Origin of the sequence: Micromonospora sonchi (assembly GCF_014646235.1) — a bacterium.
In the GTDB taxonomy this organism is placed as follows: domain Bacteria; phylum Actinomycetota; class Actinomycetes; order Mycobacteriales; family Micromonosporaceae; genus Micromonospora; species Micromonospora sonchi.
This window is the reverse complement of sequence record NZ_BMNB01000019.1, coordinates 43,545-62,638: the sequence shown is the minus strand read 5'-3', so window position 1 is coordinate 62,638 and position 19,094 is coordinate 43,545. Positions and strand designations below refer to the sequence as shown.

The window sequence follows — 19,094 nt, the reverse complement described above, 5'->3', positions numbered from 1 at the left end:
CACAACCCGATCACCGGGCCGGCCGCCACCGCGGCCGGCCCGGTGTGTATTTCGGTGTGGCTGTCGCTGGTATTCGGGTAGGTTCGGCAGCGACGATGCGGGTGCTCGACCTGCCTGACCCCGATTTGGGGAGGGGTGGGCGGATGGGTTAACCTTGCTCGACGCTAGCGGGGCTATAGCTCAGTCGGTTAGAGCGCAGAGCTGATAACTCTGAGGTCGCTGGTTCGATTCCAGCTAGCCCCACCGCACATGATCCGACGGCACGCCGAGCGTGAGGGGTAGCCCCGATGTTCAAGAAGCTGTTGATTCTGGCCGGCGTCGTCGGCGTGGCCGCCGTGGTAGCCAAGAAGATCAAGGAAGCGAACGACGAGCGAGCCCTCTGGCACGAGGCCACCACCTCGCCGGATCTTCGCTGAACCACCGGCGGTGCCGTCCGCCGTCGGGGCCCTAGCTCAACTGGCAGAGCACTGCCTTTGCAAGGCAGGGGTTAGGGGTTCGAGTCCCCTGGGCTCCACCACACATCTAGCCTGGTCACGGGCTTTCTTCACGCTGGCGAAGACCTTGCGCACCGGCCCGTAGAAGTCTGCCGGGGTGTGCGTGTAGCGGTTGAGCGTCGTTGACGCCTGCTCGTGGCCCATCACGGCCTAGACGACGTTGATCGGCACCCCGCCGGATACCAGCCACGTGGCGTAGCAGTGCCGCAGATCGTGGAACCTCAGCCCGCCAGCCGCCTTCGCCGCAACCTCTGCAACTGCCTCCCGATGGGTGGCGAACTCAGCCGGTCTGCGACTGCCCGGCGAGGAGATTCCTGGACAGCGTTACAACTGCCTGTTCCTCCTCCCCCCGGCATCTCCCGTCGGGCATCAGGCCGAGGCGGCTCACCTCCCCAAAATCTCGTCGGCTTCGGGATAGCCGCACGTTCTTTAGGCGTCTGTAACGGTGAGAACGAGGAAACGAGGGTGGTGGGGTGGACGACGACGAACGGGCACTGCTGGCCGAGTTCGTGGCTAGCCGTGCGCCGGTGCTGATACGGGTCGCCTACCTGCTCACCGGTGACCGGAGCAGCGCCGAGGACCTGTTCCAGTCGGCGCTGGCAAAGACGATCCCGAGGTGGCGGAGTATTCGCCATTCCGATCCGGAGGGGTACCTGCGGGCGGTCATGTACCGAGAGCAGGTCAGCTGGTGGCGGCGGTTGCGTCGCCGCCGGGACGTATCAATCGGTACGGACGCTTCCGTGGTGGCCGATCCGAGTGCGGGAACGGATCTCCGGTTGGCACTACAGGCCGCACTGTGGCAGTTGCCGCCAGCACAGCGAGCAGTGGTGGTCCTCCGTTATTACGAGGATCTGCCGGAGGCCGAGGTCGCCGAGCTGCTGGGCTGCTCGGTTGGGACGGTTCGCAGCCGAACCCACCGAGCGGTCACCCGGCTGCGCCAACTTCTACCGAACACGGAACTGCTGGAGCTGCAGCGATGACTGAGTCGTTCGAACACCTACTCCGCTCCACCCTCTCCGAGATGGCCAAGGAGGCACCAACTATGCAGGACCCCTTGAGCAGGGCGGAACGGCGGGCGCGTAACCGCCGCCGGAACACCGTGGCGGCGAGTGCGGCCGGAGTTCTAGCCGCCCTCGTGATCGCCACACCGTTTGCATTTGCCGCCAACGGCAGCAACGATGGCCGGCCGTCACAGCCGGCGAACTCCGTCCCCAGCCCGAGCCCGAGTAAGCCGGGCCTCAGTCCCAGCCCGAGCCCGAGTAAGCCGGGCCTCAGCCCCAGCCCCAGCCCGAGTAAGCCGGGCCTCAGCCCCAGCCCCAGCCCGAGTAAGCCGGGCCTCAGCCCCAGCCCCAGCCCGAGTAAGCCGGGCCTCAGCCCCAGCCCCAGCCCGAGTAAGCCCGGTCTCAGCCCCAGCCCGCGCTGATCCCGGCGCTCGCCCAAACCCTTGGAGCAGCGCCTCTGCGCACGCTGGGCCTGCCACTTGAGGTGGCGGGCCCAGCCCGGGTCTGACCTTGAGTGACTGCCCAGTGTCGCTGCGCCAGCACCAGGTGTCGAGGTCGAAACAACGCCGCGTGTCTACGTACGGATCGATTTTCGAGTTAGGGGTTCCTCCGATCACACCTTGAGGACGTCCACGTCGTACAGCGCTATCGACGCGTCGCGGGTGGCCAGGGTCAAACTCTCGGTGATCGCCTGTGCCACGAGGATGCGGTCGAAGGGATCGCGGTGGTGAGGTGGCAGGCGGCCGGCGGCGATGGCGTGGGCATGGGTCACCGGGAGTTCACGGAAGCCCATGTCCCTTACCCGCTCGGCGAGGTCAGCGGGTCCTGCAAGCTTCCCCGCGCTCTGCTTGATGGTGATCTCCCACAGGCTGACCGGGGAGAGAAAAATGTCTGGCTCGTGGCGTAGCTGATCGAGGAACTCGGCGCCCAGGGTCGCATCGCCGGTGATGGCCCAGAGCGCGACGTGGGTGTCCAGCAGCAGAGTCATGCGCCGATGCCGAAGTCGGCGGCGATCTCGGCGTTGGTCTGGGGAGAGTCCCAGTCGCCTGAGAGGTCCAGTTGCCCGGCGAGGGAGCCGACTGCTGTGCGGTTAGCCCGTCGTACAAGCGGCACCACCTTCGCTACCGGAGTGCCCGCCCGGTCGATGATGATCTCTTCGCCGCGTTCCACCCGTTCGATGATGCGTGACAGGTGGGTCTTGGCGTCATGCATGTTGTAGTGCACGGCTTCAGCCGACATCATCCGACCTCCTCGTTTAGCTAACAGCTTAGCCAACCCGACTCGATGTCGTCACCGGTGCGCCGGAATGAGCTGGACAAACTTATCGGTAGCGGATCACCGGCGATAGTCGTCCCACTCTTCGTCGGACTCGAATCGCCCAACACACCCGCGCAGATGACGGCAGCCGAGAATCCCGTGGACCGATCGTGGGGAACTGGTCAGGATCATGAAGCCGGCGAAGCAGCGGGCCAGGCTGATGTCGCGTTCTTAGAAGCATGACACCCGGGAAATTCTATGGATCTTGAGACGCGGCAGGACTTCACTGCCTTCGTCGGGGCGCGGTCGCATGCGTTGTTCCGGACCGCCCTGGCGTTGACCGGCCATCGGCAGCAGGCCGAGGATCTGTTGCAGACGGTGTTGGCCAAGGCGTACCGGCACTGGGGGAAGGTCCGCCACGGCCAGCCCGAGGCGTATCTGCGTCGGGCGCTCTACCGGGAGCAGGTGAGTTGGTGGCGCCGGCCGATGCGGAGCCGGGAGGTGGTTACCGACCGGCTTCCAGATGTGGCCAGCACAGACCTCACCGGCCGGGTCGACCTGAGTATGGCGTTGCGGGCATCCCTGGACCGCCTGGCGCCGAAGCAGCGTGCGGTGCTCGTGCTGCGTTATCTGGAGGACCTGTCCGACGAGGAGATCGCGGACATCCTGCGCTGCAAACCGACGACGGTACGCAGCCAGGCCGCCCGCGCCCTCGACCGGATCCGCACGCTCTGCCCTGAGCTGACTCACCTTGCTGCGCAGGAGGTTCACCAGTGACCACCCAACTCGAGAACGCCGTTCGTGAGGCGCTCGACCAACTCACCGACGTTCCTCCCCCAGCCGACCTGGCTCAGGCGGCGATTCGTACGGCCGGACGGCGGCGAACCGCACGCCTGGCGGTGACCGGCGTCGCTGGGGTTGCCGCGGCGCTGGTCGCTGTACCGGTGGCCATCGGTGTCCTGGCCAGCCCCGGTGGCAACCTGTCCCCCGCTGTGACCGGCCAGGCGCCGGTGGTCAAACCGTTCGTCGTGACGGCGTACAGCGGGGTCGACAACCCGGGAGACATGGGGCCGGCGGACGACTATTCGCTGTTGCTCGACCCGAGCACCGGCGAATACGACAAGGTCCCGTACAACGAGGTGGTGCCGTCCCCGGACGGCAGCCAGGTGGTGGTGCACGTGGGGGACAACAGCCCGGCGTACCCGTCGAGGAGAGGGGTGCTGGACCGGGAGAGCGGGCAGGTCCGGTGGCTGCCGGGCAACGCCGGCTACACCTCGGGTGCCAGCTGGTCGCCCGACGGCCGGCAGGTTCTGATCACCAACCGGCCGAAGCACGGCGGCGGCGATGGTTTCTTGCTGGTCGACGCGGCGACGCTGGACGTCCGCCAGGTCGAGGTGCCCGACGTCAGCACGCAGAACACCAACGGTCTGGCCTTCGTGTGGACACCCGACGGAACGGGGGTTGCTCTGACTCATTCGGTTTCTGACAGCGAGAGTGAGCCGGGCCGAGTGACAGGGATCGGCTTCTACGACCTGTCCGGCAAGCCCACCCGCACCCTCCGCGTCACCGGTGGCTCGCTGCACGACGGCGGCGGGTTCTCACCCGACGGCAGCAGGATCGCGTTGGACAACCCGCTTGTGGACGATCGGATCCAGATCGTGGACGTCGTCACTGGCACCATCGAACAGGACTTCTCCGTACCGACTGCCGGGACCGTGGTGGGCTGGTACGACAACGAGCACCTGATCGTGAAGGACTACGGTGATCGGGACCTCACCGAACGGCCCAGCCTCAAGGTTGTCGACCTGACCGGTGAGGTGATCCAGACGGTACAGCTCGCGGACGGGTCGGACACCGCCCAGCGGGTGTACGTCGGATCATCGGCGGATCTGAGTTCAGCTGCCGAGAAACTCGCGTTCTGAAAGCTGCTTGACGCGGCGGATCGCCGATCGCGGGAACGTGACTACCCCGGTGGGCAGGTTGACCTGCCCGCCGGGGCGCCGTTGCCAGCCGTTTTCATGTCTGCCGAAGCAATGCTGAGGCTGGTAGGGAGCCGTCGAGGCCCTGTTCGCCCTCAAGAAGTCGTACCGCGCGAGAGGGGCGGGTGAAGATCGGCGGTAATCATCGGACCGGTGGTGACACAAGCCAGGGTGAGAGTTCGTCAACCAGGCGGGGAGTCTTGGATGGGCCCACCGGAAAAGCGCGATGAGGATTGGTTCACCGGGGTGTACGCGGCCTCCTACGAACACGTTGTGAGGTACGGCCAGCGCCGGCTCGCCGATGACGGAGCGGCGGCTGAACTCGCCCAGGAAGTGTTTGTCATCGCCTGGCGGCGTCGCCGCGAGGTTCCGGACCGTAGCCTGCCCTGGCTGTACGGGGTGGCTCGGCGCCTGCTCGCGAACAGATGGCGAGCTCGGAAAGCTGCACCGGACGTACTACCGATGACCGACGCTGGCCTTTTGCAAGAGCCGGGCGTGTGCGGTGCCGACGCGACGGTGGGCGTCGCTGATCTTCAGGCCGCCCTGGCCACCCTTACCGACCTCGATCAGGAAATCCTCCGGTTGGTCGGTTGGGAGGAGTTGACCGTTGCTGAGGCCGCTCAGGTCCTTGGTTGCACCCGCACCACCGCCGCAGTCCGCTTGCACCGCGCTCGAAGGCGCCTCAACGACGCGATGTCGCACCGATCTGAATCGCCGGTGCAGCAGCCGGTGCTGGCTCGACCCCGAAAGGTCATGTGATGTTCGGAGAACAGCGAACGCGTGCCCTCCTCAAGCCGATCGACCCGGCCCGGGGCAGCATCGTCGCACCACCCCGGCTGTCGGCACACGAGCTGATCAGCCGCGTTGAGGCTGTCGCCGAGCCGGTAGCTCGTCGCCGTCAGGCACGCTCGACCCGCAGGCTCGTCTTGGCGGCCGGGACGCTGGCCGTAGCGGTCGGCGCGGCAGCGATCGCCCAGACGGTCCGCCCGTCCAGCCCGGACACCTCGGAGGTCGCCAGTCCGCGCGGGGTGGACCCGGGGATGGTGCTCGTGCCGGTGGCGTACGGCTCTGGCACCCGTGATGCTGCAAGCGAACTGCGCGCGTTGGCAAGCAGGCTCGTCGACGCGCAGCACGACAGCCGCACCGGCCGGTACATGTACCACCACACGAAGACGTGGGGCGACCCAGTGATGAGTTCTGCCGACGGTCGCTACCAAGTCGCTTTCGCAAACGACACCAAGGTCTGGCAGGCGGCGGACGGGACTGGTGAGCAGGTCACAGCTCAACTTGAGCCACAGTATCCGGACCAGGAGTCCCGGGACTACTGGCAGCGCAACCTCGAACCCACGGCTGCCGCCTCCGCTGCGCCGAACAGGGTTGTGCTGCCACCGATGGACCTCGCGCCGCTGCCGTCGGGTCGAGCACAACTGAACGAACTGCTCAAGGTCAGGTTCGGTGGCACCGCCGTCAGCAAGGAAGCCGCAACGGTGTACGGGCGGTATGTCGTCCCGCGCCAGACGCGAGCAGGGATCTTGCGGGCCCTTGCCGATGTACCCGGGTTCGTGTGGCGGGGTCAGGTCACCGATCGGGCCGGTCGGAAGGGGGTGGGCATCACCTTCGACGACCGCGCGCACAACGCGCAGTCTTTGCTGATCTTCGACCCGAACACAGGCGAACTGCTCGCTCACGAGCGGCTGACCCTCTCGCCGGTGCGGATCAGCTTGTACCAGGTAATCCTCGACACCGCCTGGACCGATCGACCCAACTGAATTGCCGGCGCCGGGGCCGCTTCTACGAGGTGGTCCCGGTCGGCGTTGCGCATTCACGGTGGGCTGGGCAATCCGCGCACGGGGTGGATCCTGCTCGCCGGTAGGGATATGCGTGGCGCGTATGCCGTGAGCGCGTGTAACGGCTTGAATGGATACGCTCGACGGAGCGCGACGGACACAGCCACCCGCGAATGGCGAGGTTTGCCGGTGAAGTCTGCGAAATGCCCCCGGTGTGGAGGCCGCCTGGCCCGTGACAACGGCACCGGGCGCTGCGCGCCCTGCCAGAGCGCGGAACGGGACCGGCTCAGCGCGCCGCCGCAGGTGCCGGCGTCGTTCTGGGACCACGAGCCGGTACGGCGCGCACTGGCGGAGCGGCATCTCGGGCGGGTGATCCGGGCGTACCGGCATCACCCCTACCACGGGCGGGCCGCGTTGCCGCAGGCCGTGGTCGCGGAATGGCTGGGCATCACGCAGCCCCAGCTCAGCCGCATCGAGAGCGGACCGCGGATCGTCCACCTTGACCGGCTTGAACACTGGGCGAGGTTGCTTCTAATCCCCACCAGCCAGCTGTGGTTCGACACGTCGAAAAGCAAGCGTGATCTTGGAATCGCATCGGCGTACCAAGATGTCGCCACGGGTCCTGACGAGAGGCGGCGGATGCTGTTGGCCGGTATCGCCGCCGTCGCGGCCGGCGCGGGATTTCTCGGTGGCGCCACCGTCATACGATCCCGGCGTATCGGCGCTGCCGATGTCACTCGACTGACCGCCCTGCTGGAGCTGTACCGGTCGGTCGACTACGAGTGCGGTGGCGGTGTGCTGTACCGGGAAGTGGCCCGGTTCGCAGAGTCTGTCTACCGGATGCTCGACTGGTCACACTCGGCCAGCTTGACGCCCCAACTCGTCGCGGCCGTAGCAGCGGCTCGTCAACTGGCCGGATGGACGGCGCTGGACGCGGGCCGACACGCGGACGCGCAGCGGCACTTCGTCGCGGGCGAACGGGCGGCGTTGGCCGCAGAGGACGCGCCGTTGACTGCCAGGATCCGCTACTGCCAGGCCAAGCAACTGCAGCACCTATGGCACAACCGCGATGCCCTCGCCACACTGCAGCTTGCGCACGCGCAGCTCGGCGCACAGGCGACCCCGGCGGTCAAGGCCCTGCTCGGGGGCGCGGAGGCAGCCTCGCTCGCGGCTCTTGGCGATCACAGGGCGGCTGAACGAACCCTCGGTGAGGCCAGCAGACAGTTCGAGCGGATCTCCCCCGACCGCGAGCCGAGCTGGATGGGCTTCTACGACCGGGGAGAGTTGCTGGCCCAGTATGGCCGGGCCTATCGCGACAAGGCCCGACACGACAAGAGGTACGGATCGGCAGCGGTCCGCTTCGTGACCGACGCGATCGATGCCTTCGGTACCGGGAATGTGCGCAGCAGCGTGCTCAACGAGGTCGGACTGTGCAGCGCGCTGTTCCTCGCCGACGAACCTGAGCAAGCGCTGGAGGTCGGACGCCGCGTGCTCGATCAAGCTCAGAGCATCAGCTCGGCCCGGGTGATCGACCGGATCAGCAACCTTCATCGCGATCTGGCGCGACACCGCGAGCTGCCAGCCGTTGCCGAGTTTTCGCAGAATCTGGCCGCACTCCGGGTGCGGGAGTGAGCGTGGGAAGCGCCGGCCGCTTCACCGAGGAAGCGATGACTGCTGCCATGCGGGAGATCGCTGCTCAGCTTGCCGTGCCGGCCGAGGGTGCCCGACTGCTGCAGCTCACCAACAACGCCGTATTCGCCCTCCCCGACGCAAAACTTGTCATCCGGATTGCCCGGACTCATCGGCTCCATGACCGGGTGACCAAGGTGATCGACCTCGCGCGCTGGTTCGCGGCGATCGACGCGCCCGCGATCCGGCTGGCCCCAGCAGCTCAGAAGCCCATGGGCGTGGGTGAGCTCCTCGCCTCCGTGTGGACCTACGTCTCGCCCACATCCCCGGCCCTCACCGTCGACGATCTCGGTCAGGTCCTTCGGGAGTTCCACTCCCTCTCTGCTCCTCCGATCACCGTGCCCGAGTGGGATCCGATCGGGGATGCTCGCCGCCGCCTGGCCGACGCCGAAGGGCTCAAACCGGACGAGCGCGACTTCCTCTCCCGGTGGTGCGATCGCCTGGAACCACAGGTGGCAGCGCTGATGCGAGGGGCAGAGCCATGCCTCGTTCATGGGGACGCCCACGTCGGGAACCTCCTCAGAGAGCCCTCCGGGCGCGTCGTCATGTGCGACTTCGACGCCACCTGCCTCGGCCCCTGGCAGGTCGACCTCGCTGCCGTGGCGGTGGGCGAGGCCCGTTTCGGCAAGGTCGGCAACCACGCCAAGTTGGCTGCCGCCTACGGCATCGACGTCACCACCGATCCGTGTTGGCCGCTGCTCCGAGAGGCGCGCGAACTGAAGATGATCGCTGCCGCCACACCACTGCTGGCTAGCTCACTCGCGGTCGCTGAGGAGTTCAGACACCGTCTCCGGGCTGTTCGCGAGGGTGACGATGGCTCGCCGTGGACACCGTTCGCTCACCTTCGAACAGCAACGAAAGGTCTCGGCGCATGCAGACTCGGGGCCACCGGTCCAGGCCGTGTGCGGCCTCACGTCGGCGGATGGCCCGAAGGCCGGGGGTGAGGTCGCTGTCGTCGAGGGCCCGGAATGCGCAGCGGACGTAGTACGGGGCGTTCCACGGCACGTCCGCGAACGTGGTGAGGGTCAGGGCAGGTACGCCGCGGGTCGTTGCCTGGTCGGCGAGGTGGGCGAGTAGTTGACGCCCGATCCCGCGCCGCGCCCAGCGGGGATGCACGGAGACCTGCTCGACGTGGAAGTTGTTGTCGACGACGTCGGTGATGAGATAGCCGATCGGCACGTCGGTGGCGTCGGTGGCGACCCAGGCATGGCCTGCCTCGTGGTACCGGGCGAGTACGTCCAGCGGCAGCGGATCGTCGTCGGCGATCTGCGGCATGGCGATGTCTCGGAAGCATTCTCCGGCGGCGCGTTCGATGTCCTGCAGGGCGGTCAGCTCGGCCTGGCGAACTTCGCGGATCTGCATCCCGCCATCGTGCCGGCGCTGCCGGTCAGCAGCTACTCCTTTTGCGTCGCCGCGCCTGGGCTCGCCCGACCGGGACCGCGATCCGTTTGTGCAGTCAGCTCGACAGCGTCAGCTCGGATGTGTTGGGGGAGCGGAAGAAGGCGGGCGGTAGCGTCGAGGGGGTGAGCACCGGATCTCCTCGCGTCCTGCCCGCCGACGGCGACCTCACCGAGGCCGCGACCGTTCTGCGTACCGGCGGGTTGGTGGCTTTTCCTACCGAGACCGTCTACGGCCTGGGGGCGAACGCGTTGGACGCGCGGGCGGCGGCCCGGATCTTCGAGGCGAAGCAGCGACCGAGCTTCGATCCGCTGATCACCCACCTTGCCGACGCGGCCGACCTGGAAGCGCTGGTGGGTTCGGTGCCGCCGGCGGTGGCGGCGTTGGCGGACAGGTTCTGGCCGGGGCCGCTGACGTTGATCGTGGATCGGCCGGACGCGATCCCGCCGATCGTCACCTCCGGGCTGGCCACGATGGCGGTCCGGGTGCCGGACAACGAGTACGCGCGGCGGCTGATCGCCGCTGCGGGCGTGCCGGTGGCCGCGCCGAGCGCCAACCGGTTCGGCCAGCTCAGCCCGACTCGCGCGGAGCATGTGGTACGCGGGCTGGGTGCCGCCGTGGAGGTGGTGCTCGACGGCGGGCCGGCCCGTTGCGGGATCGAGTCCACGATCGTGGACGCGCGGGGGGACCGTCCGGTGGTGCTGCGGCTCGGCGCGCTGCCGGTCGAGGAGGTGGAGAAGGTCACCGGCCCGGTGACCGTTCGCCTGGGCAACTCGGGCCAGCCGGTCGCGCCGGGCACGCTGGCCGCGCACTACGCCCCGCGTACGCCGTTGCGGTTGTTGGCGGCCGGTGAGTCGGCGGCCGGGGGCGGACCTCGGCGCGGTTATCTGGCCTTCCGGGACCGGCCGGCACAGAGTTGGGCGGCGGTCGAGGTGCTCTCGGCGTCCGGTGACCTGACCGAGGCCGCGGCACGGCTCTTCGAGGCGTTGCACCGGCTGGACGCGGCCGGGGTGACCGAGATCGTCGCCGAGCCGGTGCCGGAGACGGGCGTGGGTCGGGCGGTCAACGATCGGCTTCGTCGTGCCGCCGCTACCTGGCAGCCTGCTGGCTGAGATGCTGCTCGCCGTCGAGCTGCGGTAGGCGGGCGACCAGGCGGGTGAGGGCGCCGTTGGCGAGGGTGGCGCCGAGCGCGGAGCCGGTGGCGATGGTCCAGCCGACCGGCCCGAGCGGGGTGCAGCCGAAGAAATGGCTCACCCCGGGGGTCTGCACCACCGCAGCCAGCACACCGACCGAGGCGGCGGTGGAGACGAGCACGGCCGGGCTGGTGCCGCCGGCCAGCACGGTCTGGCCGAGTTGCGTGCCGACGAGGGAGACCAGGGCGACGGTGCCGGCCCGGCGACGGGTGCCGGTGTAGCGGGCCAGGGTCCAGCCGGCGGTGGCGCCGAGCGTGGTGGCGGCGGCCCGGAGCCCGATCTCCCGGGTCATGGTCGCGCCGAGCGACGTGTCCGGCCCTTCGCGGAGCAGACTGTCGGCGTGGTCGCCGCCGGGTGGTCGGACGGCGATCGCGAGCGCGGGTGCCATGTCGGTGAGCAGGTTGACCAGGAGCAGTTGGCGACCGTTGAGCGCGGCCTGTCCGGTGGTGGCGGCGGTCAGCACGCTGAAGGCGATCTCGCCGAGGTTGCCGCCGACCAGGATGCTCAGCGCGTGGCGTACCGACGACCACATCGCCCGGCCCTCGACCAGCGTGGCGATGATGGTTTCCAGCCGGTCGTCGGTGACCACCAGGTCGGCCGCCGCGCGGGCCGCCGGGGTGCCGCGTTGGCCGAGGGCGATGCCCACGTCGGCCAGCCGGATGGCGGGCGCGTCGTTGGCGCCGTCGCCGGTCATCGCGACGGTCCGTCCGTACTTCTGCAGGGCCTGGATGATGCGGACCTTGTGCGCCGGGGTGCATCGGGCCACCACGTCGGTGGCGGCGATCCGGGCGGCGAGGGCGTCGTCGTCGAGCTGGTCGAGTTCCGTCGCGGTGACCACCCGCTGCGCGTCCCCGTCGCTGATGGCGGCGGCGATCGCCTCAGCCGTCGCCGGATGGTCGCCGGTGATCATGACGGTGTGTACGCCGGCCTGGCGGATCCGGCGTACGGCCGGCGCGGCGCTGGTGCGTACCACGTCGGCGAGTGCCAGGAAACCGGTGAAGACGAGGTCGTTGACGTCGTCGTCGGTGATGGCGGGGTCGCCGACGACGGATTCGGCGACGGCCAGGATGCGGTGGCCCGCCCCGGCCCGCTCGGCGAGCAGCCGGTGCAGTTCGGCCCGGCCGGCGTCGTCCAGCGGCTCGTCCCGGCCGCCCGCGCGGCGGGCGGTGCAGCGGGGCAACACCTTCTCGGGTGCGCCCTTCACGCTGAGCAACTTTCGTCCCTGAGTCTCGCCGACCGTGGCGTGATAGCCGCGGGACGGCTCGAACGGCAGGCCGCCGATGGCGCGCCACCCCGGCGCGCCGTCCTGCTCGGAGACCTCGACGGCAATGGCGCCCCGCCGCACCGCCCGGTCGGTGTGCATGGACAGTTTCTCCGGGTCCGCCGCGCCGGGGGTGGCCCGCAGCGCCGCCGCGAGGGTCCGCCGCAGCCGCTCGTCGAGTTTCTCCACCGGCGCGTACCCGTCGGTGTCGCCCACCGTGGCCAGCATCAGGTGCCCCTCGGTGAGGGTGCCGGTCTTGTCGAAGCAGAGCACGTCGACCCGGCCCAGCGCCTCGATGGTGCGCGGGTTGCGGACCAGCGCGCCGTGCTCGGCCAACCGGCGGGCGGCGGCCAGTTGGGCGGCGCTGACCAGGAACGGCAGTCCCTCCGGCACCGAGGCGACGGCCAGGTTCGCCGCGGTCGCGGCGGTCTGGGCCAGGGGTACGCCGTGCAGCAGCCCGGCGCCGACCACCGCCACGGCCGACCCGGCGGCCAGCGGGACGGCGGCACGGGTCAGCCGACCCAGCCGTGCCTCGACCCCGCTGCCGGGTGGCGCCTGCCGGGCCAGGGCGAGACTGCGTCCGGCCTCGGTGTCGGCGCCGGTGGCGACCACCACGCCGATGCCGTGCCCGGCGGCGATCGTGGTTCCCTCGTAGAGCATCGACCGGCGTTCGGCCACGGCCGCGGCGACCACCGGCTGCTCGGTCTTGGCGACCGGGAGCGACTCGCCGGTGAGGGAGGACTCGTCGGCCTCCAGCCCGACCGCCTCCAGCACCCGGCAGTCGGCGGGTACGGCGTCGCCGGAGGCGAGCACGATCACGTCGCCGGGTACCAGGTCGTCGGCGGGTACCACCCGCTCGGTGCCGGCTCGTCGGACCCGGGCCGTGACCGCCGAGCGGGACAGCAGTTCGGCCAACGACTTCTCGGTGTTGCGCTGGTGTATCGCGCCGACCAGCGCGGAGCTGCCGATCACTCCGCCGACCAGGGCGGCGTCGACCAGCGAGCCGAAGCTGGCGGAGAGCACCGCTCCGGCGGCGAGCACCGGGGTGAGCGGGTTGGCCAACTCGTCGACGAAGGCCCGCAGCAGGCCACCCGGGCCGGGTGTCTCGCCGGGGCCGGCGGCCTGTCGGCGTTCGGCCTCGGCGTCGGTCAGCCCGTTCCGCCTCGTGTCGAGCTGGTCGAGGACGGTCGGTGCCGGCATCAGGTGCCAGGCGGTGATCGCGGGGGCGGGTGACTCGGTGCGTCCGGAGAGCCGGCCGGCCCGCCACACGCCGTGCGCGAAGGCCAGCGCCGCGGCGCCGTTGACTGCGGTGAGCGCGCGGCCCGGCAGTTGGGCGGGGGCGGCGGTGAGGGCACCGAGTGCGCCGAGGCCGGTGCCGGCCAGGCCGATACGCAGGTTCTGCGTGGTCATCCGGCGGGCCACCCCGGCCGCCTCGATGATCAGCGCGACGACCCGCAGGTCGGTGCCGACCAGCAGGTGCGCCCCCCACGGCGGGAGCGCCTCCGGGTCGGCGAGACCCAGCCCGCAGTCGGCTGCGGCGAGCGCCCGCCGGTCGCCGGAGACCAGCATGACCACCGCGCCCTCGAGTTGCAGGCCGTGTACCGATTCGGCGAGCCGTTCGCCGCCGGGTATCAGCGTGTCGGCGTCGTACCGTTGGGCGTTGTCGCCGGCCACCACGAGCCGCAATCCGGCCTGTCGGGCGACGGTCGGCAGGGCGTCGATGCCCGGTGCCGGTTCCGGCTCGATCCGCAGCACCGCGACCAGGGTGTCGCCCTGGGCGAGGCCGAGCAGGTCGCCGCCGCGTTCGCGTAGCCGCCGGCTCTCGTCGGTGTCGCCGGGGTCGCGTGCGTCGAGGCGGTCCAGCGGGCCGAGCCGCCAGCCGTCCAGTTGACGTACGTCGGCCGGGGCGGCGGGTTCGAAGAGCGCGAAGGCCCGCGCGGCGACCTGTGACGTGTCGGCACCGGGCAGCGGGGCCAGGTCGGCCAGTACGCACCGGTCGGAGCCGAGTACCCGGTCGTCGAGTACCAGTGTGTCGATCCGGTCCAGTTCGCGTAGCACGCTGCGGTCCATCGCGATGACGCCACGTCTGGCGAGGACGCGGCCGAGTTGTGCCGCGTACCCCTCGCGTCCGCTGCCGGGCGCCTTGGGCAGCGCGGCGAGGCCCAGCGCCGCGGCCCGTTTCGGGCCGATCACCGGTGTCGCCGCGGCGAAGGCCGCCGCTCCGCTGCCGAGCATCCGGTTGAGGTACCGCTCGACGGGACCGTCCGGCTTGGGGCAGGGACGTTCGTCGGCTGGTGTGCGGGCGACGGCGCGGTCGGGATCGCCGGTGAGTCGGGGTTCGGCCTTGCTCCAGGCGCGCTGCTGGGCGAGCCCTTCGCCCCATTGCACGATCCGCTGCGCGCCGTCGAGCACGATGCCGGTCCAGCCGCCGGTGAGGCCCTGCACCACCGCCTCGGCCAGCGGAAAGATGACGTCGGCGCGTGGGTCGCGACGGAGGCCCAGCCCGGCGAGGGAATGCAGTTTCGGGTGCAAATCGAAGGCGGTGAGCAGGCCGGACACCTCGGCCGGGACCGGGGTGACCGGCAGGATCCGGGTGGCCGCGGAGATGGTGAGGCCGAGCGCGTCGGAGGCGAGCGCGCCGAGCGTACGCGGGGTGCGGGGTCCCTCCTCGGGTGGGTGCGGCGGTGGGATCTCCGGGTCCGGCTCGTGCGGGCAGGTGCGTTCGGCGCGGGCGACGGTGGCGATCAGGTCACGTAGCTTCGGTTCCGGAGTGTCGACGGCCACGACCACCCGCCCGGATGGCGCGTTGACCCGGGCCCAACGGACTCCCGGCATTCGTTCCAGCGCCGTTTCGACCTGACGGGCCAGTGTGTCGCCGCCGTTCTGGCAGACGCCGTGCACCTCGATGTGGTGCCGGCCGGGGCGGGACCACACCCGCCGGCTGGTGAGCCCGAGCGTGCGGGCCAGTCGGGTGGCGGCGGCGCCGAGGCCACGGGAGGCGTCGTTCACCAGCGGTACGGCGACCGGGGTCCGGAGGCGGCGAGCGATGTCGCCGAGGGCGATCATCGACGGGTACGGGTTCGGTGGTCGACCGGCCGCCCGCTGCTCCTGCCGTGCCGCATCTCGCCTCCCACCGTTCGTGCCCGGTGGCCTGGTTTCCCACCGGCGCGTCCGATATGCCCGTCCGCGTGAGGAAAGTTTCCTGCTCACGGCAGGCATGGCGGGCCGGGCCCGTGGAATTCGGGGTGCGTATCGACGCCAGGGAGGCCGACATGAGTGCGCTGACGCGACAGCTCAGCGGGACGCACGAGACGTTGCGGGCGTTCACCCGGCGAGTGGACATCCCGTGGCTCGGCGAGGTGGCGGTGCCGCCGCCGGACAAGCTCGCCTACTACGCGGGCATCGGGGTGCTCACCGCGCTTCAGGTGATCGAGTGGCCACTGGCGCTGGTGATCACCGCCGGGCATCTGCTGGCGGACCAGCACCTGTCGCAAGTGGCGAGAGGGATCGGTGGAGCGCTCGAGTCCGCCTGAGGGTAAGCGGGGTCACCCTTGACCTGAAGGGGGGTTGAGGTCCGAGGCTATGCGGCATGACCGCCACCCTTGAAGCGCCGCCGGTCGCGGCGGGTTCGCTTCTCGTTCCTCGGCTACGGGCGATGACGGTGGGCAGCGTGGCGCTGGTCTCGTTGCTGGCGTTCGAGGCGTTGGCGGTGGGTACCGCGATGCCCACCGTCGCCCGTGCCCTGGACGGGCTGGCCCTGTACGGGATCGCTTTCGGCGGCCCGTTCGCCGCTGCTGTGGTGGCGATGGTCCTCTCCGGCGCCTGGTGCGATTCCCGGGGACCGCGCGCCCCGATGTGGTCCGGTCTCGCCGGATTCGTCGCCGGGTTGTTGCTGGCCGGCGGGGCGACCGCGATGGGCATGCTGGTGGTCGGTCGGATCGTGCAGGGCTTCGGCTCCGGCCTGCTGTCGGTCGCGCTCTACGTCATCGTCGCGCAGGCGTATCCGGAGCACCTGCACCGTCGGATCTTTGCCGCGTTCGCCGCCGCGTGGGTCGTACCGTCGCTGGTCGGGCCGGTGGTGGCCGGGCTGGTGGTGGAGCATTTCGGCTGGCGGTGGGTGTTTCTGGCGGTGCCGGCGGTGGCGGTGCCGGCGGTGTTGCTGATCCATCCGGGCCTGCGGTCGGTCGGCCCGGGCCGGCGCGCGGGTGCGTCGGACCACCGGGGCTCACACGTTGGGGCGCATCGGCTGGGCCTGCGGGGCGGGGGTGAGCGCGGCACTGTTGCACATCGGGGGTCAGCAGCGCGGCGCTGTCGCCACGGCTCTGGTCGGGGCGGCCCTGGTCGGGTTGCTGGTCTGCGCCCCACGGCTGCTGCCCGGCGGGTTCCTGCGTGCCGGGCGGGGCCTGCCCACCGTGGTCGGGCTGCGTGGTCTGGCTTCGGGGGCCTTCGTCGCCGCCGAGGTGGTGATCCCGTTGATGCTGTCCCGGGAACGCGGGTTCTCGCCCACGGCGGCCGGGCTGGTGCTGACCACCGGCGCGCTCGCCTGGTCGCTCGGCTCGTGGTGGCAGGGACGCATCCGCGCGCCCCGATCCCGGGCCACGCTGCCGAGGGCCGGACTGGCCTGCATCACGGCCGGCACGGCCGTGGTAGCTGCCACTGTGGTGCCGGCGGTGCCGGTCTGGGTGGGCGTGCTCGGCTGGGCGGCGGCCGGTCTCGGCATGGGGCTGCTCTACCCGTCGCTGTCGGTGCTCACCCTGGAGTTGTCCGCCCCCGGCGAGCAGGGCCGCAACAGTTCGTCGTTGCAGCTGTCCGACTCGCTCGCGGCGGCGACCATGCTGGCGCTGACCGGTGCGCTGCTCGCCGCCGGCGCGGCGCCGGGACCGGGCAGTTACGCCGGAACCCTCGTGGTGGCGGCCGGGCTGGCGCTGGTCGGTGCGCTGCTCGCCGGGCGGGTGGTGCCGCAGGACACGTACGGGCGAACGACCGCAAGATGACGCCCGCTCTCGTTCATGTTCGGCCTACCGTCGGCCCATGCTCACCTTCATCGCCACCAGCATCCTGTACGTCTGCGGGTTCGTCTTCCTCTACGGGGTGATCCGGCTCGCTGTTCGGCATGCCCTAGAGGACATCGAGGTCCGGCGGGTCCAGGCCCAGCGTGCCGAGGAGATGGCCATGGCTCGGGACCAGGCGATGCTTCGGGACCACAACTACCTCACCAACGGCTGATCCTCCCAGCATCCGGTGCCCCCGGTTCTGGTCGGAGGCGGGTACCGCTGACCACGCGGGGCGACGGATGCGACGATCACATCCGTGATGGGAACGTTGAAGACCGAGCCCGCTCGCACCCGAGGCGACCTGCTGGCCCCGCCGGTCACCGCGGCGCTGGCCCAGTGGCCCGCCGACGCCGGGGTGGACGTCGACTCGGTGCTGGTGGCGCCGATCGACGCCGACCTCGCCGACACCGCCGCCTTCTGCGAGGCGTACGGCGTGGGGTTGGCCGAGTCGGCCAACTGTGTGGTGGTCGCCGGCAAACGCGAAGGAGCGATCCGGTACGCGGCCTGCCTGGTGCTCGCCAACACCCGGGCCGACGTCAACGGGGTGGCCCGGCGGGCGCTGGACGTACGCAAGGCGAGCTTCGCGCCGATGGCCGACGCGGTCGAGCTGACCGGGATGGAGTACGGCGGCATCACCCCGATCGGCCTGCCACCGGAGTGGCCGATCCTGGTCGATGCGCGGGTGGTGGCCACGTCGTACGTCATCGTGGGGTCCGGCGTACGGCACAGCAAGATCGCGTTGCCCGGGGCGGCGCTCGCCGAGCTGCCCGGTGCCCGGGTGGTGGAGGATCTGGCCCGGCCGATCTGACCTTCGGTCAGCTGGCGGAGGACTCCCGCTTGTCGACCTCGGTGAGGGCGGCGAGCAGGGTGTCCGGTTCCTGGGCGCCGGTCACCACGTACTTCTCGGCGAGCACGAAGGTGGGCACGCTCGTCACCCCAAGTTGCCGGGCGGCGGCCAGTTCGGCGGTCAACTCCTCCGACCCTTCGGCGGAGTCGAGGAACCGACGGGCCTCGGCGCCGTCCAGGCCGATGGCGGCGGCGACCTCCGCGAGCGCGTCCCGCGAGCCGATGTCGACGCCGTCGGTGAAGTGGGCGCGGTGCAGGGCCTCGACCGCTTCACCGCCGTGGCCGCGCTCGGTCGCCCAGTTGATCAGTCGATGGGCGTCGAAGGTGTTGGCGGCGATCGCGCGCTCGAAGTCGAGGTCCAGACCCACGCTGGCGCCGACCTCGGTGACCTGGGCGGTCATCTGCCGGGCCCGCTCCGGCCCGCCGAACTTGGCGGCCAGCGCGTCGAGCAGCGGCACCGGCGCGGTCACCGGCGACGGGTCGAGCTGGAAGGGCCGATGCCGCACGGTGACCTTGCCGTCGTACGAGGCCAGGGCCTGGTCCAGGCGACGTCGGCCGATCCAGCACCACGGGCAGACCACGTCGGAGTAGATGTCGATCTCCATGACCGGTAACAACCCGCTGGTCAGCCGATCTGTTCCCGTCGAGGGGGTGGGCGCTGTCCCCTTCCGCCGACGGCGGTCAGTTGGTTCGTTCGCGGAGCTGTCGCTTGAGCCGGGCGAGGATGGCCGTGCCGCCGCGTACCCGCAGCGGGCTGATCGCCTGCGCCAGGCCCATCCGCTGGTACAGGTCGTCCGGTACGGCGAGCACCTGCTCCGGGGTGGCGCCGGCCAGCCCTTCGGCGAGAATGCCGGCGAACGCCCGGGTGGTGGGCGACTCCGGCGGGCAGTCGAACACCGTGTGCACGGTGCCCTCGGTCGTCACCTCGGCGCGCAGGAAGAACGGGGTCTGGCACTCCGGCACCTGCTCCATGCCTTCGTGGCCTGCGTATTGCGCAGGTAGCGGCGGGACGGCGTCGGAGTACTCCAGCAGCATCTCCAGCACCACGTCGCGGGGCGCGGCGGCGAACTCGTCGACGATCTCGGCCAGCTTGCTCGGCATCTCGGGCATCCCGCCAGGCTACCGACGTCGCCGC

Annotated in this window: 18 protein-coding genes, 2 tRNA genes and 2 pseudogenes; 16 read left to right on the top strand and 6 right to left on the bottom strand. The window is 70.4% G+C overall.

What is annotated here, in order from left to right:
- Positions 1-169: 169 nt before the first annotated feature.
- The 4 genes from IEY61_RS20110 (at position 170) to IEY61_RS20100 (ending at position 1,474) form a co-directional block, all read left to right on the top strand.
- A tRNA-Ile gene (locus IEY61_RS20110) sits at positions 170-243 on the top strand.
- Positions 244-287: 44 nt separating this feature from the next.
- A complete protein-coding gene (locus IEY61_RS31320) occupies positions 288-416 on the top strand; it encodes a DLW-39 family protein (RefSeq protein WP_217705935.1) in 129 nt (42 codons plus the stop codon).
- 25 nt (positions 417-441) lie between these two features.
- A tRNA-Ala gene (locus tag IEY61_RS20105) sits at positions 442-517 on the top strand.
- Between the two features lie 450 nt (positions 518-967).
- Positions 968-1,474 (top strand): SigE family RNA polymerase sigma factor, encoded by a 507-nt coding sequence (locus IEY61_RS20100; protein ID WP_189046598.1) that lies wholly within the window; start codon positions 968-970, stop codon positions 1,472-1,474.
- Between the two features lie 634 nt (positions 1,475-2,108).
- On the opposite strand, the gene IEY61_RS20095 is transcribed toward IEY61_RS20100, so the two are convergent.
- Together IEY61_RS20095 and IEY61_RS20090 are read right to left on the bottom strand one after the other, a co-directional pair.
- A complete protein-coding gene (locus IEY61_RS20095) occupies positions 2,109-2,483 on the bottom strand; it encodes a type II toxin-antitoxin system VapC family toxin (RefSeq protein ID WP_189046596.1) in 375 nt (124 codons plus the stop codon).
- On the bottom strand, positions 2,480-2,734 hold the full coding sequence (locus IEY61_RS20090) for a type II toxin-antitoxin system Phd/YefM family antitoxin (protein WP_132405220.1): 255 nt from the start codon (positions 2,732-2,734) through the stop codon (positions 2,480-2,482). The genes IEY61_RS20095 and IEY61_RS20090 overlap by 4 nt, the downstream gene beginning before the upstream one ends.
- A 276-nt stretch (positions 2,735-3,010) precedes the next feature.
- On the opposite strand from IEY61_RS20090, the gene IEY61_RS20085 reads away from it, so the two are divergent.
- The 6 genes from IEY61_RS20085 to IEY61_RS20060 all read left to right on the top strand — a co-directional run bounded on the left by IEY61_RS20085 (position 3,011) and on the right by IEY61_RS20060 (position 9,151).
- Entirely contained in the window at positions 3,011-3,529 is a 519-nt protein-coding gene (locus tag IEY61_RS20085; protein ID WP_189046595.1) for a SigE family RNA polymerase sigma factor, read from the top strand.
- On the top strand, positions 3,526-4,674 hold the full coding sequence (locus IEY61_RS20080) for a beta-propeller domain-containing protein (RefSeq protein ID WP_189046594.1): 1,149 nt from the start codon (positions 3,526-3,528) through the stop codon (positions 4,672-4,674). Before IEY61_RS20085 ends, IEY61_RS20080 begins: the two co-directional genes overlap by 4 nt.
- Before the next feature lie 261 nt (positions 4,675-4,935).
- The gene (locus tag IEY61_RS20075; protein ID WP_189046593.1) at positions 4,936-5,490 is read left to right on the top strand and encodes an RNA polymerase sigma factor; all 555 of its coding nucleotides are present in this window, start codon (positions 4,936-4,938) and stop codon (positions 5,488-5,490) included.
- Entirely contained in the window at positions 5,490-6,500 is a 1,011-nt protein-coding gene (locus tag IEY61_RS20070) for a CU044_5270 family protein (RefSeq protein ID WP_189046592.1), read from the top strand. Before IEY61_RS20075 ends, IEY61_RS20070 begins: the two co-directional genes overlap by 1 nt.
- A gap of 321 nt (positions 6,501-6,821) precedes the next feature.
- Entirely contained in the window at positions 6,822-8,150 is a 1,329-nt protein-coding gene (locus IEY61_RS20065) for a helix-turn-helix domain-containing protein (protein WP_229706134.1), read from the top strand.
- Positions 8,151-8,185: 35 nt separating this feature from the next.
- Positions 8,186-9,151: an aminoglycoside phosphotransferase family protein gene (locus tag IEY61_RS20060; RefSeq protein ID WP_268240666.1), complete on the top strand. Its 966-nt coding sequence runs from the start codon at positions 8,186-8,188 to the stop codon at positions 9,149-9,151.
- A 31-nt stretch (positions 9,152-9,182) separates the two neighbouring features.
- Here IEY61_RS20060 and IEY61_RS31315 read toward each other — a convergent pair.
- A pseudogene (locus IEY61_RS31315) lies at positions 9,183-9,482 on the bottom strand (GNAT family N-acetyltransferase); the annotation flags it as partial.
- A gap of 272 nt (positions 9,483-9,754) precedes the next feature.
- Between IEY61_RS31315 and IEY61_RS20055 the strand changes: the two are divergent.
- On the top strand, positions 9,755-10,717 hold the full coding sequence (locus IEY61_RS20055) for an L-threonylcarbamoyladenylate synthase (protein ID WP_189046671.1): 963 nt from the start codon (positions 9,755-9,757) through the stop codon (positions 10,715-10,717).
- On the opposite strand, the gene IEY61_RS20050 is transcribed toward IEY61_RS20055, so the two are convergent.
- Positions 10,695-15,125, bottom strand: a complete 4,431-nt coding sequence (locus IEY61_RS20050) for an HAD-IC family P-type ATPase (RefSeq protein ID WP_189046591.1) — start codon at positions 15,123-15,125, stop codon at positions 10,695-10,697. The two genes, IEY61_RS20055 and IEY61_RS20050, sit on opposite strands and share 23 nt — an antisense overlap.
- A gap of 206 nt (positions 15,126-15,331) precedes the next feature.
- Between IEY61_RS20050 and IEY61_RS20045 the strand changes: the two genes are divergently transcribed.
- From IEY61_RS20045 to IEY61_RS20030, 5 genes and pseudogenes are all read left to right on the top strand, one after another.
- Positions 15,332-15,592 (top strand): hypothetical protein, encoded by a 261-nt coding sequence (locus IEY61_RS20045; RefSeq protein ID WP_189046590.1) that lies wholly within the window; start codon positions 15,332-15,334, stop codon positions 15,590-15,592.
- A gap of 56 nt (positions 15,593-15,648) precedes the next feature.
- Positions 15,649-16,161, top strand: a pseudogene (locus IEY61_RS31310) (MFS transporter); the annotation flags it as partial.
- A gap of 163 nt (positions 16,162-16,324) precedes the next feature.
- Complete coding sequence (locus tag IEY61_RS31305; RefSeq protein WP_229706132.1) at positions 16,325-17,053, top strand: MFS transporter; 729 nt, start codon at positions 16,325-16,327, stop codon at positions 17,051-17,053.
- 37 nt (positions 17,054-17,090) lie between these two features.
- Positions 17,091-17,285 carry a hypothetical protein gene (locus tag IEY61_RS20035; RefSeq protein ID WP_189046589.1) on the top strand — a complete coding sequence of 65 codons (195 nt, stop codon included), beginning with the start codon at positions 17,091-17,093 and terminating at the stop codon, positions 17,283-17,285.
- An 87-nt stretch (positions 17,286-17,372) separates the two neighbouring features.
- Positions 17,373-17,921: a YbaK/EbsC family protein gene (locus IEY61_RS20030; protein WP_189046669.1), complete on the top strand. Its 549-nt coding sequence runs from the start codon at positions 17,373-17,375 to the stop codon at positions 17,919-17,921.
- Between the two features lie 7 nt (positions 17,922-17,928).
- Here the strand turns inward: IEY61_RS20030 and IEY61_RS20025 are convergent, their stop codons facing one another.
- Both IEY61_RS20025 and IEY61_RS20020 read right to left on the bottom strand, forming a co-directional pair.
- On the bottom strand, positions 17,929-18,564 hold the full coding sequence (locus IEY61_RS20025) for a DsbA family oxidoreductase (RefSeq protein ID WP_189046588.1): 636 nt from the start codon (positions 18,562-18,564) through the stop codon (positions 17,929-17,931).
- Positions 18,565-18,640: 76 nt separating this feature from the next.
- On the bottom strand, positions 18,641-19,069 hold the full coding sequence (locus IEY61_RS20020) for a SufE family protein (RefSeq protein WP_189046587.1): 429 nt from the start codon (positions 19,067-19,069) through the stop codon (positions 18,641-18,643).
- Positions 19,070-19,094: the final 25 nt, after the last annotated feature.